The 16,688-nt window shown below is 75.0% G+C and carries 14 protein-coding genes and 1 riboswitch; of the genes, 9 read left to right on the forward strand and 5 right to left on the reverse strand.

Annotated elements, in window-relative coordinates:
• Positions 1-34 precede the first annotated feature (34 nt).
• Both CHB94_RS14685 and sigE read right to left on the reverse strand, forming a co-directional pair.
• On the reverse strand, positions 35-619 hold the full coding sequence (locus CHB94_RS14685; protein WP_089337317.1) for an anti-sigma factor family protein: 585 nt from the start codon (positions 617-619) through the stop codon (positions 35-37).
• Complete coding sequence (gene sigE / locus CHB94_RS14690) at positions 616-1,203, reverse strand: RNA polymerase sigma factor SigE (RefSeq protein ID WP_089337400.1); 588 nt, start codon at positions 1,201-1,203, stop codon at positions 616-618. The genes CHB94_RS14685 and sigE overlap by 4 nt, the downstream gene beginning before the upstream one ends.
• A gap of 233 nt (positions 1,204-1,436) precedes the next feature.
• Here sigE and CHB94_RS14695 point away from each other — a divergent pair, with 233 nt between their 5' ends.
• Entirely contained in the window at positions 1,437-2,093 is a 657-nt protein-coding gene (locus CHB94_RS14695) for an O-methyltransferase (protein WP_089337318.1), read from the forward strand.
• 103 nt (positions 2,094-2,196) lie between these two features.
• Here CHB94_RS14695 and glgC read toward each other — a convergent pair whose 3' ends face one another.
• Positions 2,197-3,417 carry a glucose-1-phosphate adenylyltransferase gene (gene glgC, locus CHB94_RS14700; protein WP_089337319.1) on the reverse strand — a complete coding sequence of 407 codons (1,221 nt, stop codon included), beginning with the start codon at positions 3,415-3,417 and terminating at the stop codon, positions 2,197-2,199.
• A 75-nt stretch (positions 3,418-3,492) separates the two neighbouring features.
• Here glgC and glgA point away from each other — a divergent pair, with 75 nt between their 5' ends.
• From glgA to CHB94_RS14740, 8 genes are all read left to right on the forward strand, one after another.
• Positions 3,493-4,665, forward strand: coding sequence for a glycogen synthase (gene glgA, locus CHB94_RS14705; protein WP_089337320.1), 1,173 nt, complete (start codon positions 3,493-3,495; stop codon positions 4,663-4,665).
• A gap of 38 nt (positions 4,666-4,703) precedes the next feature.
• A riboswitch (adenosylcobalamin (AdoCbl) riboswitch) is annotated at positions 4,704-4,844 on the forward strand.
• Positions 4,845-4,900: 56 nt separating this feature from the next.
• Positions 4,901-5,875, forward strand: coding sequence for an ABC transporter substrate-binding protein (locus tag CHB94_RS14710; RefSeq protein WP_254920656.1), 975 nt, complete (start codon positions 4,901-4,903; stop codon positions 5,873-5,875).
• A 13-nt stretch (positions 5,876-5,888) separates the two neighbouring features.
• Complete coding sequence (locus CHB94_RS14715) at positions 5,889-6,977, forward strand: FecCD family ABC transporter permease (protein ID WP_089337322.1); 1,089 nt, start codon at positions 5,889-5,891, stop codon at positions 6,975-6,977.
• Between the two features lie 50 nt (positions 6,978-7,027).
• Positions 7,028-7,795, forward strand: coding sequence for an ABC transporter ATP-binding protein (locus tag CHB94_RS14720; RefSeq protein ID WP_254920657.1), 768 nt, complete (start codon positions 7,028-7,030; stop codon positions 7,793-7,795).
• Between the two features lie 62 nt (positions 7,796-7,857).
• A complete protein-coding gene (locus tag CHB94_RS14725) occupies positions 7,858-8,967 on the forward strand; it encodes a hypothetical protein (protein ID WP_254920658.1) in 1,110 nt (369 codons plus the stop codon).
• Between the two features lie 59 nt (positions 8,968-9,026).
• Positions 9,027-10,154 carry a spore photoproduct lyase family protein gene (locus CHB94_RS14730; RefSeq protein ID WP_217899312.1) on the forward strand — a complete coding sequence of 376 codons (1,128 nt, stop codon included), beginning with the start codon at positions 9,027-9,029 and terminating at the stop codon, positions 10,152-10,154.
• 163 nt (positions 10,155-10,317) lie between these two features.
• Positions 10,318-11,973, forward strand: coding sequence for a SpoIIE family protein phosphatase (locus CHB94_RS14735; protein ID WP_089337323.1), 1,656 nt, complete (start codon positions 10,318-10,320; stop codon positions 11,971-11,973).
• A 111-nt stretch (positions 11,974-12,084) separates the two neighbouring features.
• Positions 12,085-13,593, forward strand: a complete 1,509-nt coding sequence (locus tag CHB94_RS14740) for a phytoene desaturase family protein (RefSeq protein WP_089337324.1) — start codon at positions 12,085-12,087, stop codon at positions 13,591-13,593.
• Between the two features lie 18 nt (positions 13,594-13,611).
• On the opposite strand, the gene CHB94_RS14745 is transcribed toward CHB94_RS14740, so the two are convergent.
• Positions 13,612-15,093 carry a hypothetical protein gene (locus tag CHB94_RS14745; protein ID WP_089337325.1) on the reverse strand — a complete coding sequence of 494 codons (1,482 nt, stop codon included), beginning with the start codon at positions 15,091-15,093 and terminating at the stop codon, positions 13,612-13,614.
• A complete protein-coding gene (locus CHB94_RS14750; protein ID WP_089337326.1) occupies positions 15,090-16,613 on the reverse strand; it encodes a leucyl aminopeptidase in 1,524 nt (507 codons plus the stop codon). Before CHB94_RS14750 ends, CHB94_RS14745 begins: the two co-directional genes overlap by 4 nt.
• Between the last annotated feature and the right edge of the window lie 75 nt (positions 16,614-16,688).

Raw genomic sequence — 16,688 nt, forward strand, 5'->3', positions numbered from 1 at the left:
TCCCCGCCCATGGAGGGGTGCGCGCCGGACGTGCTCAGGGCGTCCCGCCCGGGCCGGACGGGACGGTGTTCCCGACGGTGACCGTGCGGACGACCGGCGGAACCACCTCGGTGTGCTGCTCGGGCACCGAGGTCCCGGCGACGGAGCCCCGCGGACCGGAGTCCGCAGCGCCGCCCGCCGGCAGGTTGAGGGCGAGGGCGGTGACCCCCGCACCGAGGCCGAGCATGGTTCCGGCCAGCCCGCGGCGCAGCCAGCGGGCATGGGCGGGACGCTGAGGCGGTTCCTGCTGTGGCTGCAGGTCCACCGACCATGAGCCCGAGGGCCCGCTGACGGTCAGTCCGGCCGGTCCGGCGGCCACGGCTCCCAGCCCACTGCCGGCGCCCGGCACATCGGTGGTGAACGGGATGGCGCGGAGGCGCGACATGAGGTCACCGGGGACGGTCACGTCGCGGGAGCCGTGCAGCGCCTCCTTCGCCTCGCGCTGGGCCTCGACGGCCAGCCGGCACTGGAGGCAGGCGGAGAGGTGCCGGGCTGCGCGACCGGCGGGCCCGGGGGGCAGCTCACCGTCCACGAGCGCGGCGATCGCCTCCTGCGCGAGGTGGCTCTCCTGGATGCTCATGTCGGCCGGCCTCCGACCTCGGTGGCCGGCCGGCCCGGGGCGAGATGGGCCAGGGCCTGGCGCAGCTGCACCCGCCCACGGTGGATGCGGCTGCGGACGGTCCCCAGCTTGATGCCGAGGGTCGCCGCGATCTCCTCGTAGGTCAGGCCCTCGATGTCGCAGAGGACGACGGCCACCCGGAACTCCGGCGACAACGCGTCGAGCGCCGCCTGCACCTGGGGATCGAGGTGGGTGTCGGCGTACACCTGCTCGGGGCTGGGGGCCCGCCCGGGAAGGCGCTCGGTGTCCTCCGGCAGGGCGTCGAACCGGATGCGCTGCCGGCGACGGACCATGTCGAGGAAGAGGTTCGTGGTGATGCGGTGCAGCCAGCCCTCGAAGGTGCCCGGCGAGAAGTCGGCCAGCGAGCGGAAGACGCGGACGAACGTCTCCTGGGTCAGGTCCTCGGCGTCCTGCGCATTGCCCGAGAGCCGGTAGGCCAGCCGGTAGACCCGCGCGGAGTGGTCGCGGACGACCTGCTCCCAGCTGGGCGCCACCCAGGCCACCTCGGGCTCGGGTGCCTCGGGGCGGACGGCGGGCTCGGACACGCCCTCAGGATCGCAGACCCGCGAGCCCGACACCTCCCCCGCGTCGGTGGGATGGGCGTTGGCGGCTCGCGTCAGGCGCACGACACGATCAACGGACGGCGACGGTGTCGGTGTTCCCGCCCACAGCGGCTCGCAGGAAACCCACAGGATTCCCGTCCCGCGGGGCCGGCTGCGACACCCCCGGTCGAGGGGCGGCGACCGTCGGGCGACCCGGCCACTACCCTCGGCCGGTGATGAGCGCCGAGCAACCGCCGGGAGGCGGCACCGCGGAGGGCGCCGCCTACGCAGACCGGTTCGCCGTCGAGACACCCGAGATGGTGGAAGCCCGGTCCCGGGCCGTCCACCTGCCCGGCAGTCCACCCGTGGAGCCGGCCGTCGGTGCCGTCCTCGCGGTGCTCGCCGCCGGCGTCGCGGCCCGCTCGGTCGTCTCCATCGGGAGCGGCGGCGGTCTCGCCGGGCTGTGGCTGCTGCGTGGCATGCGCGCCGACGGCGTCCTGACCGCCCTGGACGGCGACCCGGAGCAGCTGCGCGCCGCCCGCAAGGCCTTCGCGGACGCCCGTGTGGCGCCCGGCCGCGCACGGCTGATCTTCGGCACCCCTGCCGAGGTCCTCCCCCGCCTCTCCCCGGGCGCCTACGACATGGTCGTCTGCGCCGGCTCCCCGCGGGAGTACGCCGAGCACCTGCCGGCCCTGCTGGACCTGGTCCGCGTCGGTGGCACGCTGACCTGCCACGGCCTGCTCGGTGGCGGCCGGATCGCCGACCGCACGGCTCGCGACCCGCAGACCGTGGCCTGGCGGGAGATCGCCCGCACCGTCCGCGAGGACGAGTCGCTGCTGTCCGCCGTCCTGCCGATCGGCACCGGCCTGCTGGTCGCCACCAAGCGCGGCTGAGAAAGGACCGCGTCCTCCGCACGCTTCGTCGAAGGACCCCCTGCCCCCCGCCCCCCGCAAGCTCGCGGCGGGACCGTGCAGGGGGCCGGGCCCTGGACGGGCCTCAGGGAACGGCCCGGGCGCCCTTGCCGAGGACGGTCACGCCGCCCGCGCTCACGTGGTACCGCTCCTTGTCCGCCGCGGGATCCACGCCGATCCGCACCCACGGGGGCACCACGACGTTCTTGTCCAGGATGGCCCGCCGCACGTAGGCGCCCTCCCCGATGTGGACGCCGTCCATGAGCACGCTGTCCTCCACCCGGGCGCCGCGCTCGACCCGGACGCCCGGTGAGACGACCGAGTTGTGGACCGAGCCGCCGCCGATGATCGCCCCGGCGCTGACCATCGACTCCTCGGCGCGGCCACCGAGCACGAACTTCGCCGGGGGCCGCTGCGGCGGCAGGGTGAAGATGGGCCAGCGGTCGTTGTAGAGGTTGAAGACCGGGGTCACCGACACCAGGTCCATGTGCGCGTCGAAGTACGCGTCGATCGTCCCCACGTCGCGCCAGTAGCCGTGGTCGCGCTCGGTGGCCCCCGGGACGATGTTGGTGGAGAAGTCGTAGACCCACGCCTCACCGGCGTCGGCGAGCATCGGCATGATCGAGCCGCCCATGTCGTGCACCGAGTTCTCGTCCTCGGCGTCGGTGCGCAGCGCCTCGAGCAGGGCGTCCGTGGTGAACACGTAGTTGCCCATGGAGGCGAAGCTCTCCTCCGGGGAGTCCGGCAGACCCGGCGGCTCCGCCGGCTTCTCCAGGAAGCCCCGCACCTTCCCCTCGGCGTCGGAGTCGATGACGCCGAACTCGGTCGCTTCCCGCCGCGGCACGCGCAGCCCGGCGATCGTCACCCCGGCGCCGGTCTGCAGGTGCTGGTCGACCATCTGACCCGGGTCCATGCGGTAGACGTGGTCGGCGCCGAACACGACGACGATGTCGGGTCGCTCGTCGTAGATGAGGTTCAGGCTCTGGAAGATCGCGTCGGCGCTGCCGGTGTACCAGCGCGGGCCGAGCCGCTGCTGGGCCGGCACCGGGGTGATGTAGTTGCCGAGCAGCTGCGACATCCGCCAGGTCTGCGTGATGTGCCGGTCGAGGCTGTGGCTCTTGTACTGCGTGAGGACGGCGATCTGCCGGATCTCGGCGTTCACGAGGTTGGACAGCACGAAGTCGATCAGCCGGTAGTTCCCCCCGAAGGGAACCGCCGGCTTGGCCCGGTCGTCGGTCAGCGGCGCCAGCCGCTTGCCGGCGCCGCCGGCCAGGACGATGCCGAGAACCCGTGGACCGCCGCGCATGTCACGCAACGTAGCCGCAACTCGGGGCGGGCGCTCCACCTGCCTGCGCGGGATTCGCCCCCTAGGGTGGCGCGCGTGCGGATCGGGATCGTGACTCGGGAGTGGCCGCCGGACGTCTACGGCGGTGCGGGGGTCCACATCGAGCATCTCGTCGCGGCGCTGCGCACCCTGCCGAGCGGCCCCGAGATCGACGTCCACTGCTTCGGCGGGCCACGTCCCGATGCCACCGCGCACGCGGTCCCGGCCGGTCTCCGGGACGCCAACGGGGCACTGCAGGCGCTGGGTGTGGACGTCGAGATCGCGGCGGCACTCGGGGACGCCGAGCTCGTGCACAGCCACACCTGGTACGCCAACGGCGCCGGGCTGCTGGCCGCGCTCGTCCACGGGGTGCCGCACGTGGTCACCGCGCACTCGCTGGAACCGCGACGCCCGTGGAAGGCCGATCAGCTGGGCGGCGGCTACCGGCTCTCGTCGTGGGTGGAGCGCAGCGCCTACCTGGCCGCCGACGCCGTGATCGCCGTCAGCCACGGGATGCGCACCGACGTGCTGGACGCCTATCCCGACCTCGATCCCGCCCGTGTGCACGTCGTGGGCAACGGTGTGGACGCCGAGGCCTACCGGCCGGTGCAGGCACCCGACGTCGTCCGCGGCCTGGGCGTGGACCCGGACCGGCCCTACGCGTTGTTCGTGGGACGGATCACCCGGCAGAAGGGGGTCATGCACCTGCTGGCCGCCGCCGAGCAGCTGCCGCCCGAGGTCGGTCTCGTCCTCTGCGCCGGCGCCGCCGACACCCCGGCCGAGCGGCAGCAGGTGGCCGACGCCGTAGCGAAGCTGCAGGCCCGGCGCAGCGGCGTGGTGTGGATCGAGGCGATGCTGCCGCGGGAGCAGCTCGTGCCGCTGATCACCGGCGCCACCGTGTTCGTCGTCCCCTCGGTCTACGAGCCGCTGGGGATCGTCAACCTCGAGGCCGCGGCCTGCGGGACGGCCGTCGTCGCCAGCGACGTCGGAGGCATCCCCGAGGTCGTCGCCGACGGGCGCACCGGTCTGCTGGCGCACTACGACCCCGACGACGTCGCCGGCTTCGAGAGCCGACTCGCCGCCGGCATCACCGAGCTGTTGGCCGACCCGGACCGGGCCGCGGCGATGGGCGCGGCCGGCCGCGAGCGGGTGCTCACCGAGTTCGGCTGGCCGGCCATCGCCCAGCAGACGGTCGAGGTCTACTCCGCGGTGCTCGCCGCCCGCACCTGACGGCGGGGCTCGTGGCCCCTGGTACTTTCCAGCCGCCGACCCCCGGGTCGGTGCCGCAGCGGCAGCGAAGTCCGGTGCAATCCCGGCGCTGTCCCGCAACTGTGATGGTCACCTCGGGTGGCCTGAGCCAGATCGCCTGCCCTTCGGCATGTCACCGACCCTCGCGGTAAGGGTCGCGTATCGAGCGTCGGGCAGCTCATGGGCGACGCTCGCCGCCTCCACAGGAGGCCCTCCTTTGCCCCGTTCCCTCTCCCGGCCGCGGACGACGTCCCGGGATCCGCGGCGGTCGGCACCCGCCGTCCTGCCGGCCCTCCTCCTCGCCCTGCTGCTGGCCCTCACCGCCTGCGGCAGCGACACCTCCGACTCCGGCGCGACCGCCGCGACAGCCGAGTCCGGCGCGTTCCCGGTCACCGTGATCGGCGCCGACGGCGAGCTCACTCTCGAGGAGCAGCCCGAGAACATCGTCTCGATGTCCGCAACCGCCACCGAGATGCTGTTCGCGATCGGTGCCGGTGAGCAGGTCGAGGCCGTCGACGACAACTCCAACCACCCCGAGGAGGCCCCCACCACGGACCTCTCGGCGTTCACCCCGAACGCGGAGGCGATCGCCCGGTACGCCCCCGACCTGGTGGTCCTCAGCGACGACCTCAACGGGATCGTCGACGCTCTGGACTCCCTGTCCGTCCCGACCCTGCTGCTGCCGGCCGCCGAGACGATCGACGACACCTACGAGCAGCTGGAGACGCTCGGGGACGCGACCGGGCACGCCGAGGAGGCCGACGAGGTCATCGCCGACGTGCAGGACCGGATCGCCGCCGCGGTGGACTCCGTGGGCACCGACGCCGAGGGCCTGCGGGTCTACCACGAGCTGGACCCGAGCCTCTACTCCGCGGGCAGCAGCACGTTCATCGGCAGCATCTACGCACTGTTCGGCCTGGAGAACATCGCCGACAGCGCCGCCGACGCCGCGGGTGGATACCCGCAGCTGTCCGCCGAGTACATCGTCGGTCAGCAGCCGGACCTGATCGTCCTCGCGGACACCATCTGCTGCGAGCAGACCGCCGAGACGGTCGCGCAGCGGCCGGCCTTCGACACCGTCCCCGCCGTGCAGGAGGACCGGGTGCTGGAGGCCAGCGACGACGTCGCCTCCCGCTGGGGTCCGCGGATCGCCGACTTCGCCGAGTCCGTCGCTGCCGAGCTGCGGGGCTGAGAACGGCAGACCGATGACGACGACGACGCCCGGGACCCGGTCCGGCACCGCCCGCCCGGCGGCGCCGGGTCGGCGGCGGCCCGGGCCGGCCCTGGGCGGGGCGGGGCTGGCACTCGTCCTCGCCCTGCTGGCCGGGGTGTGGGTGGGCGCACTGCCCCTCCCCCCGAGCGCCGTCGTCGCCACGCTGCTCGACCGGCTGCTGTCCCCGCTGGGCGGCTCGGTACCGGGCGGGCTGGAGGGTGCGCAGGCCGCCGTGCTGCTGGAGCTGCGCCTGCCCCGGGTCCTCATCGCGTCCCTCGTCGGCGCCGGACTGGCGATCTCCGGCGCCGCCTACCAGGGGGTCTTCCGCAACCCGCTGGCCGACCCCTACCTGCTCGGCGCGGCCGCCGGCGCGGGCCTCGGGGCCACGCTGGTCATCGCCTACTCCCCCGTGCAGTCGGTCGGACCGATCGGCATCGTGCCGCTGGCCGCGTTCGTCGGCGCGCTGATCGGCGTCGGCTGCGCCCTCGCCCTGGGGACGGCGGCCGGAGGGTCGCACAGCGCGACGCTGCTGCTGGCCGGGATCGCCGTCGCCGCGTTCCTCGCCGCGGCCCAGACGCTGGTGCAGCAGCAGAACACCGACGACCTGCGCGAGGTCTACGGCTGGCTGCTGGGGCAGCTCGGCCGGTCCCAGTGGTCCGACGTCGTCCTCGTGCTGCCCTACCTCGGCGTCGCCTGCACCGTGCTGCTCCTCTGCGGGCGGGCGCTGGACGTCCTCGCCGTCGGCGACGACGAGGCGAGCTCCCTGGGCGTGCACCCGGGCCGGCTGCGGCTGGTCGTCATCCTCGCCGCCTCGCTGGCGACCGCTACGGCGGTGGCCGTCAGCGGCCTGATCGGGTTCGTGGGGCTGGTCGTGCCGCACATCGTGCGCCGGTTGACCGGTGGCTCGCACGCCCGCGTCCTGCCCATGTCCCTGCTGGTCGGAGGCGCGTTCCTGGTGCTCTGCGACCTGGTCGCCCGCGTCGTCCTGGCTCCGGCCGAGCTGCCGATCGGCGTGGTCACCGCCTTCATCGGCGCCCCCTTCTTCGCGGGCCTGCTGTGGGCCGGGGCACGGCGGCGATGAGCCGGCGGCCGGCCGATCTCCCGGCGCCTCCCGCCGGAGGTGGCGCCCGCGTGGAGGTCGTCGGGCTGACCGCCGGCTACGGGCGCACCCGGGTCCTCGACGCGGTCCGGCTGACCGTCGAGCCGGGCGGCTGGCTGGCGGTGATCGGGCCCAACGGCTCGGGCAAGTCCACCCTGCTCCGGTCGATCCTCGGCTTCCACCCGCACCGTGGCCAGGTCCGCGTCGACGGCGTCCCGACCACCGGCATGCCGCGCCGTGAACGCGCCCGCACCATGGCCTACGCCCCGCAGACCCCCGTGCTCCCCGACGGCGTGACCACCCGCGACTACGTCACGCTCGGCCGCACCCCGCACCGGCCGCTGCTCGCGGCGCCGCGGGGGGTCGACCGGCAGATCGTCGGGGACGTCATGGAGCGCCTCGGTCTCACGCCCATGGCCGAGCGTCCACTGGCCACTCTCTCCGGCGGCGAGCAGCAGCGCGCCGTCCTGGGCCGGTCGCTGGCGCAGCAGCCGAGGGTGCTGCTGCTCGACGAGCCGACCGCGGCCCTCGACCTGGGCCACGCACAGCAGGTGCTCGACCTCGTCGACCGGCTGCGCCGTCAGGACGGGCTCACCGTCATCAGCACCCTGCACGACCTCACGCTGGCCGGCCAGTACGCCGACCGGCTGGCACTGCTGTCGGAGGGCCGGGTCGTCGCGGAGGGCTCCCCCGCCGAGGTGCTCACCACCCAGGCGCTGCACACCCACTACGGCGCCCGGGCCGAGGTGGTCCACGGGCCGTCCGGGCCCGCAGTGCTCCCGGTCCGCTCGAGCGACTGAGGTCGCCGGCCGGCCGGGGCGGGCGAGGGCGGAGCGGCCCCCGGATGACATGCTTCCCCGCCGTGACCCTGCTCGCGCCGTCCGGCGACGCCACCGAGGCCACGGCACCGGTCGTCGTGCTCGGCCTGGTCGCCGCGCCCGGAGCGCCGGCGGACGTGGCCGGCTGGCTCGCCGGCGCGCTGACCCGGGACCTGTCCGCCCGGCACCCCGAGGTCTCCTGGGAGGTGCGGCCGGTCGTCGACGGCCTGGTCCAGCCTCCGGCCGACGACGACGAGCTGGTCGACGCGGCCCGCCGACGTCTGCTGAGCGAGGACTGGGACCTGGTGCTCTCCCTCACCGACGTGCCCCTCGAGCTGTCCCGGCGTCCGGTCGTCGGGCACGCGAGCCCCGTCCATGGCGTCGCCCTCCTCTCCGTGCCCGCCCTCGGGGCGGTCGGTCTCCGGCGCCGCGCGCTGGAGGCCGCCACCGGGCTGGTCCACACGCTGCTGGGGGACGACGACGGCGACGACGACCCCGACGACCGCGCGGCGGTCGGGCGGCGCCTGCGCGAGCTGGCGACCGATCCGGCCGACTCCACCGAAGGCGTGCGCTTCGCCGCCCGGGTCCTCTCGGGCAACCTGCGGCTGCTGGGCGGCATGGTGCGGGCCAACCGGCCGTGGCGTCTGGCCGTCCGCCTCTCCCGTGCACTGACCGCGGCGATCGCCGCCGGTGTCTTCGCGCTGGTGACACCCGACATCTGGCGGCTCGCCGACAACTTCGGATGGCTGCGGCTCACCGGCGTCGCCGTCGGCTCGGTCGTCGCCACCGCCGTGACCCTGGTCGTGGGCGCCGAGTTGTCGGAGCGCGCGCACAGTCGCCGGGTGCGCAAGCAGGTCGCGCTGTTCAACCTGGCGACCGCAGCGACCGTGTTCATCGGTGTCCTGACCCTGTACGCGGTCCTGTTCCTGCTCGCACTGGCCGGTTCCCTGCTGCTGGTCGTCCCCAGCCTCTTCGCCGACGGACTCGGCCATCCGGCGCAGGCCTCCGACTACCTGGAGCTGGCCTGGCTGATCAGTTCGCTGGCGACGGTGGGTGGGGCACTGGGCGCGGGTCTGGAGAGCGACGACGCCGTGCGGCAGGCGGCGTACAGCTACCGGCCCGACCGGGCTGCCCTCGACGCGCCACCGGACTGATCCGGCGGACCGGACCGTGGATCCGGAATGGGGGGCCGCGCGCGGACGCTGTACACGAGGTGACGGCCGAGGACGCGCTCACCCTGTTCGACGACGTCGGACCGCCCGTCCCGCCGGAGGTCGCGGTGGACGACCGGCTGCTGCGGGTCCCCCGGATCTACGCCGAACCGGCCGCCGCGGCCTCCCCCCGCGGGCGGCAGGTGATCACCCGGTTCCCCGACGCCGAGGTGCTCGAGGTGCCCTCCCACTGGCAGATCCCCGAGCTGCACGGCAACGCGGGCAACGTCGACCGCTGGGTCCGGGTCAAGACCGAGACGCTGGTGCTCGGCGTCAAGAAGTCGCTCGCGGCGCGGCCCAACGAGCGTTCGGCGAACTGGATCGCGCCCTCGACGGCCAACGGCTGTGCGATGGCCTGCGCCTACTGCTACGTCCCGCGTCGCAAGGGCTACGCCAACCCGATCACCGTCTTCACCAACATCGACCAGATCACCGGCTACCTCCGCCGGCACGTCGCCCGTCAGGGGCCGAAGCCGGCGCCGGACCAGTGCGACCCGGTCAGCTGGGTCTACGACATCGGCGAGAACAGCGACTGCTCGGTCGATGCGATGGTCAGCGAGAACGTGGCCGACCTGATCGCCACCTTCCGCGGGCTGCCCACGGCGAAGGCCTCCTTCGCGACCAAGTACGTCAACCGGCAGCTGCTCGACCTCGACCCCGCCGGCCGGACCCGCGTCCGGTTCTCGGTGATGCCCGAGCGGGACGCCCGGGTGCTCGACGTCCGGACCAGCCGGATCGGTGAACGGATCGGCGCCGTCGACGACTTCGTCGAGGCGGGGTACGAGGTGCACCTGAACCTCTCCCCCGTCGTCCTCCGGGAGGGGTGGGAGGACGACTGGACGGCCCTGCTGGAGCAGCTGGACGACGTCCTCTCCCCGGCCGCCAAGGCGCAGGCGGCGGCGGAGGTCATCCTGCTCACCCACGAGCGCGCGCTGCACGAGGTCAACCTCGGCTGGCACCCGCAGGCCGAGGAGCTGCTGTGGCGCCCCGACCTGCAGCAGCCCAAGCGGAGCCAGAACGGCCAGTCGAACGTGCGATACCGCAGCGACGTCAAACGTGCTGGAGTGGCGCAGCTGACAGCGCTGATCGCCGAGCACGCGCCGTGGCTGCGCATCCGGTACGCGTTCTGAGCCGACCAGCACGAACGCGCCGGAGCCGGTCCGATCCGCCGGTGCGACGCCCCGCGATCGATCTGTCGCCTCGGCGACATGTCGACAATCAGTGCGCTGGAACGCACGCTGCGTATGGGATCGTTGACGTCGGCAACACGGTCGACGGAGGGAGACGACGCCTGTGCCCACCTCCCTGGTCGCCGCACCCGCACTGCTCGAAGCACTGCCGGACGCCGTGGTCGTCGCAGACCGGAGCGGCTGCATCGTCCACGCGAACCCGGCGCTGCGGTCCCTGCTCGGCCACGACCCGTCATTGGTGCGGGGCCGGCCGCTGACCGTGCTCGTGCCCGAGCGCCTGCACGTCGCCTACGCCGCGGGTTTCGACCGACTGCTGAGCGGGCCCGACCTGTCGGCCCCGCGGACGACCCAGATCCCGGTCCGGCACGCGAACGGGTCCGAGGTGACCGTCGAGATCACCGTCTCCCGGCTCGACCACGACGGTGACGGTGACGGCACGGTGGTCGGCGGGGTGATGCTCGGCGTCCTCCGTGACGTGAGCACCTCGCTGCGCCTGGAACGCCAGCTCGAGGTCGCCCGCTACCTCGATGCCACGCTGCGGGTCACCGCCGCGCTCACGGAGGCGCCGGACGCCGACGTCGCCTTCGAGCGGCTGCTCCCCACGCTCTGCGCGGAGCTGGACTGGGACGCCGCCACGCTGTGGCAGCCGACGAGCTGCGGCCGGCTGGCGAGCGCCGGGACCTGGACCTCGCTCGGGCAGACCGTGCCGGCCCTGCAGGCCGACACGCGGGTCCGCACGTTCGCCCGCGGTGAGGGACTGCCCGGGCTGGTGTGGCAGACCCGCGAGCCGGTCGTCGTCGAGGACCTGTGGAACGACCGGCGGTTCATCCGCCCGGAGGCCGCCCGCGCGGACGGCCTGCGCACCGGTGTGGCCTTCCCCGTCCTGCGCGGCGACACGCTGCTGGGCGTCTGCGAGCTCTTCTCCCGCGACCGTCGGCCGGTGTCCCCGGAGCTGATGGACGTGCTGGCGAGCGCCGGGCGGCAGATCGGCCAGTTCCTCGCCCGCCTGCGCGCCGAGTCGGAGCTGCGCGAGCTGGCCGACACCCTGCAGCGGAGCCTTCTGCCGTCCCATCTGCCCGACATCCCGGGCGTCGAGGTCGCCGCCCGCTACCGCGCCGGAGCCGACGGGGTGTTCGTCGGGGGTGACACCTACGACGTCCTGCCGCTGCCCGACGGCCGCTGGATGGTGCTGATCGCCGACGTCTGCGGCACCGGAGCAGAGGCCGCCGCGATCACCTCGCTGACCCGGCACACCGCTCGTGCCTCCGCCCTCACCGGCGCCGGCCCGGGCGCGATCCTCGCCGCGGTCAACACGGCGCTCCTGCACGAGCAGACCGCTGGTCCGTTGCGGTTCGTCACCGCCTGCTGCCTGGTCATCGAGCCGCACCCCACCGGCGTCCATGCCCGGATGAGCGTCGCCGGGCATCCGCTGCCCCTGCTGCGCTCCCCCGGGGGCACGGCGACCGAGATCGGCGCACCGGCACGGCCCCTGGGCATCGACGTCGGCGCCGGGTTCGGGGAGGTTCAGGTCGAGCTGTCCGCCGGCTCCACCCTCGTGCTGTACACCGACGGGGTGACCGAGGCCCGCGACGACGCCGGCCAGCAGTTCGACGACGAGGGGCTGGCACGGGTGCTCGGCGGCAACGACTGCCTGACCGCCGCGGCCACCGTGGCAGCCGTGCACGCCGCCGTCGAGGACCACCTGAGCGGTTCCCGGCACGGCGCCGACGACCTCGCGGTGCTCGCGCTCCGCTGCTGACGGCCGGACGCGGGTAGATCGCTCAGCCGGTCCGACCGGTCTCCGCGTGCGCCACGAGGCGCGACCGCTCTCCCCCGGTCCGGGGCAGCGTGGGCGGGCTACCGTGGCGGGGTGGCGCGGGTGGTCGTCGTGGGCGCCGGACTCGGTGGCCTCGCTGCGGCGGCGCGACTGGCGGCCGAGGGGCACTCGGTCACGGTGCTCGAGCAGTCCGATCGGGTGGGCGGCAAGCTCGGCTGGTACAGCCGCGACGGGCACTCGTTCGACACCGGCCCGAGCCTGCTGACCCTGCCGCAGGTCTACCGCGACCTGTTCACCGCGACCGGTGGTCCACTGGAGGACGCCGTCGACCTGGTCCGGCTGGATCCCGCCGTCGCCTACCGGTTCGCCGACGGGACGGCCCTGGCCGTGCCCGGGTCCGCAGCGGCGATCCCGCAGGCGCTCGACGACGCCCTCGGCGGCGGCGCCGGCGCCGGCGCGCAGTGGACCGCGCTGATGGACCGGGCCGCGGCGATGTGGCGGATCAGCGAGGATCCCTTCCTGCGACGGCCGCTGCAGGGAGCGGCGACACTGGCCCGGCTGGCGCGCAGTCCCGCCGACGTTGCCACGATCGCCCCCTGGCAGACGCTGCGCGGGCTCGGCGGTCAGCGGCTCCGGGACCCCCGGCTGCGGATGCTGCTGGACCGGTACGCCACCTACTCCGGGTCGGACCCCCGGCGGGCCCCGGCCGTGCTGGCCACCGTGCCGTACGCGGAACAGTCGTTCGGGTCCTGGTACGTCCGGGGCGGGCTGCACCGCCTGGGCCTGGCCGTCGCCGAACGGGCCGCCGCGCACGGAGCGGCGCTCCGTACGGGCTGCCGGGTGCGCCGGATACTCCTCGAGGGCGGGCGCGCCGCCGGGGTGCAGCTCGACGACGGCGAACGGGTGACCGCCGACGTCGTCGTCTCCGGTGCCGACGCCACCGCGCTGTACGCGGACCTGCTGCCGGAGGACCGGCGCACCCGCGCCGCGCGGCGCGACCTCGCGCGGGCCACCCCGTCGCTCTCCGGGATGGTCCTGCTGCTCGCCCTCCGGGGGCGCACCCCGGACCTGGCCCACCACACCGTCCTGTTCCCCGCGGACTACGACGCGGAGTTCGACGCGGTCTTCGGCACCGGTCGCTGCCGCGGGGTCCCCCAGCCGGTGGCCGATCCGACCGTCTACGTCAGCGCCCCCGACGACCCGGCGCTCCGCCCGGACGACGACAGCGAGTCCTGGTTCGTGCTGGTGAACGCCCCGCGACACGACCCGGCCCACGGGGTGGACTGGGACGAGCCCGGGCTGGCCGACCGGTACGCCGACCAGGTCCTCGACGTGCTGGCCCGACGCGGCCTCGACGTGCGCGACCGGCTGCGCTGGCGGGTCGTGCGCACCCCGGCCGACCTCGCCCGGGACACCGGCAGCGTCGGAGGATCCATCTACGGGACGTCGAGCAACGGCACCCGCGCAGCGTTCCTGCGCCCGGCGAACGCCTCGCCGGTCCCCGGTCTCTTCCTGGTCGGCGGCTCCGCACACCCGGGGGGCGGCCTCCCGCTGGTCGCGCTCTCGGCCCAGATCGTCGCGGAGCTGGTCGGCCCTGCGTGACACCCGTCCTGACCCGGCTCAGGTGCGGGCGGCACCGTAGCCGAGCACCGCGGCCAGGCCCAGCGCGCTGCGTGGCGCATACGCGGCGCGCCAGAGGCCGCCGTGCGCCGCGGCGTACGCCTCGTCCTGCCACGGGTGCGCATGCACCGGCCCGCCGCCGGTGTGCAGGTCGTGCACCAGCAACGCGGCCATGAGGACGTTGGCGGTGGCCGGCTCGAACACCTCGACGCCGAAGCGGTGCGCCCCGGCATAGGCCGCTGCGAGGGCCCGGTTCTTGACCACCGACCGCGTCCGGGTCGGCGGCGCGACGTTCATCGACACCGTCGTCCCGCCGTCCCGGGCCACGACGGCCCGCCACCGCTGCAGCCGCTTGGCCAGCGCGTAGTTGGGCCCCTGCTGGGCGACCAGGCTGTCGCTGATGCCGGGGTCGGCGCCGGGCACGTACGCCCGCCGCAGCAGCCGCCCGGCCGAGAGGGTGCGCAGCGGCCGGCCGAGCAGCTTGGCCGTGGCCGACCGGCCGGCGTAGGCGCGCACGGACTGGTCCACCGCCTCACCGGGGACGGCGAACACGTCGGTCGGCGTGGCCAGGAACGCCAGGGCGGCGTCGGGGCGGACGCCCTGGACGCGTGTGGTGAGCGCGTCGACCGCCATCGACACCCGGACGTTCGTGGCGCCGTCGGCGTAGACGTAGTTGCCCAGCACCGGCGTGCCGGGAAGTCCGGCGAGCCAGTCCGCGACGGCAGGCACCTCGACGATCAGGTCAGCGCCGGCCGACCGGGCCAGCGTCCCGCCCTCGCCTTCCGCGCCTTGGGACGTCGGCACCAGGAGCGTGCCCGCCCCGCGGCGGGCGATGTCGAGCAGTCGCTCCCAGAGCTGGTGCCGCGGCAGGTCGACCGCCGCGACCCGCGCCCCCCAGCGCAGCAGCGCCGTGAGCGGGCCCATCTCGGCACCCGCGCCGAGAACGGTCACGGTGTGCCCGTCCAGCCGGAGCCAGTCCGGATTGGCGGCGACGGTGCGGACCGCCTCGGCGCACGACGGCTCGATCACGCCCTGCTCGACCCAGGTGTCCAGCCTGTGCAGCAGGTCCGCGTCGCGCAGCCGCTGCCCGGAGTAGGGCAGGGAGAACTGCCGCTCCGGCTCGGCCGTCCCGCTGACCTCCGCGCCGGCAAGTGCGCGGCCGGCCGGGGCGGTGCGCAGCCGGTCCACCCCGGTCTCGCCGTCGCCGGGCAGGACGACGCGCATCCTCGCGTGCAGCGAGTCCAGGCCGGCACCGGCGATGGACACGGCGGCGTCGCGGGAGGTGAGGCCGGCCTCGACCAGCCGGCGGAAGTGCACCAGGTACCCGGCGCGCCAGTTGGTCTCCTGCTCGGCCGCCAGCGCCCCGGCCGGGTCGACCGGCCGGAGGGCGTCGGCGACGACCATGCGACCCAGGGCGGCCGTGCTGCGCCGCCCGTCCGCGTCGGCCGGGAAGACGACGCCGGCCTGCGCCGGCTCGCTCACCGGGCCGGCACGACGCCGGCCGGGCCCACCGGCGCGCCTGCTTCGAGCCAGTGCAGGAGCGTCCGCGCACCGAACCCGGTCCCGCCCTTGACCACCTCCGCGTCGTCGGACGCGGCGCGGGCCGGCCCGGCGATGTCGAGGTGCGCCCACGGCAGGTCGCCGGCGAACGGCTGCAGGAACAGCGCGGCCGTCGTCCCGCCCGGGTTCCCCGGCGCGTTGTTGGCATCCGCGACGGCGCTGTCGAGCAGGTCGCGGTGCTCCTCGAGCAGCGGCATCCGCCAGGACGGCTCGCCGGCCTGGATCCCCGCCGTCCGCAGGGCGTCGGCGAGCCCGTCGGTGGTCGCGAACAGGCCTGCCGTCTTCGTGCCGAGCGCGACCTTCATGGCCCCGGTGAGGGTCGCGACGTCGACGAGCACCGTCGCGCCGAGCTCCAGCCGCGCGTACGCCAGGCCGTCGGCGAGCACCATGCGTCCCTCGGCGTCGGTGTTGAGCACCTCGGTCGTGCGGCCGCCGACGTGGCGGACGACGTCGGCCGGACGGTAGGAGGAACCGGAGACCGCGTTCTCGGCGGCCGGCACGACCGCGGTCACCGTGATCGGCAGTTCCAGCCGTGCGGCGGCGTCGACGGCGGCGAGCACCGCTGCTCCGCCGGCCATGTCGGTCTTCATCTCGCGCATGCCCGCGTTCGGCTTGATCGAGAGGCCGCCGGTGTCGAAGGTGATGCCCTTGCCGACGAGGACCGGGTGCCCGGCGCCGGCCGCGGGGTGGCGGTACGTGGCGACGACCACGCGCGGCGGGGACGCCGAGCCGCCACCGACGGCCAGGACGCCACCGAAGCCGCCCGCGCACAGCTCCTCGGGCCCCAGGACCGACACCGTGACGTGCGGCCGAGCCGCGAGCCGGTCGACGGCCTGCTCGGCGAGCCAGGCGGGGTTCTTCACGTTGGCCGGGGTGTTGATCAGGTCACGCGCCCAGGCCACCGCATCCGCGGACGCGCGCCCGGCCTCCGCCGCTGCGACCACCGCAGGGTCGGCGGCATCGGCGGCGACCACGGTGACCGTCGCCAGCCGCGGCGGATGCGGCGTGGACAGCTCGCGGAACCGGTACCCGCCCAGCAGCGCCGCCTCGACGGCGGCGCGGACCTCGGCGGCCCCGGCCGGGGCGGCCGTGCTGTCGACCGGCAGGACGAGCCGCCGGGCCCCGTGCTCGGCCAGGGTCTGCGCCCGCCGCACCGCGGTGGCGACGTAGCTCCGCACATCGGGCAGCGTCCCCTGCCCCACGCCGACGGCGACGACGCTGCGCGGGCGCCGCCCGGGGACCGGGACGTCGGTCACCGTGCCGGCCGATCCCTTGTTGCCGGTGTCGGCCAGGGCACCGGTGAGCAGCTCGGGGCTCACCGGCGGGGCCGACACGGACGCGCTGAGCCAGGCCGGCAGGGCGCCGCCGGTGGCGACGGGGACGGCGAGGACGTCGTCGGGACCCAGGGCGGGGATGTCGGACAGGACCTCGACCCGCGGCAACGGCGCGGCCCCGGCCGCCGGCGAGCTGCCGACGGCCGGGGCCGCGTCGTCCGCGGGGCTGCCCGGGGGCAGGCT

Origin of the sequence: Blastococcus mobilis, assembly GCF_900188025.1 — a bacterium.
In the GTDB taxonomy this organism is placed as follows: Bacteria; Actinomycetota; Actinomycetes; order Mycobacteriales; family Geodermatophilaceae; genus Blastococcus_B; species Blastococcus_B mobilis.

Bases quoted from the DNA above. Each gene is read 5' to 3' on its own strand.
- CHB94_RS14685 (WP_089337317.1), bottom strand. From the start codon at position 619: ATGAGCATCCAGGAGAGCCACCTCGCGCAGGAGGCGATCGCCGCGCTC.
- CHB94_RS14695 (WP_089337318.1), top strand. From the start codon at position 1,437: ATGAGCGCCGAGCAACCGCCGGGAGGCGGCACCGCGGAGGGCGCCGCC.
- glgC (WP_089337319.1), bottom strand. From the start codon at position 3,417: ATGCGCGGCGGTCCACGGGTTCTCGGCATCGTCCTGGCCGGCGGCGCC.
- CHB94_RS14715 (WP_089337322.1), top strand. From the start codon at position 5,889: ATGACGACGACGACGCCCGGGACCCGGTCCGGCACCGCCCGCCCGGCG.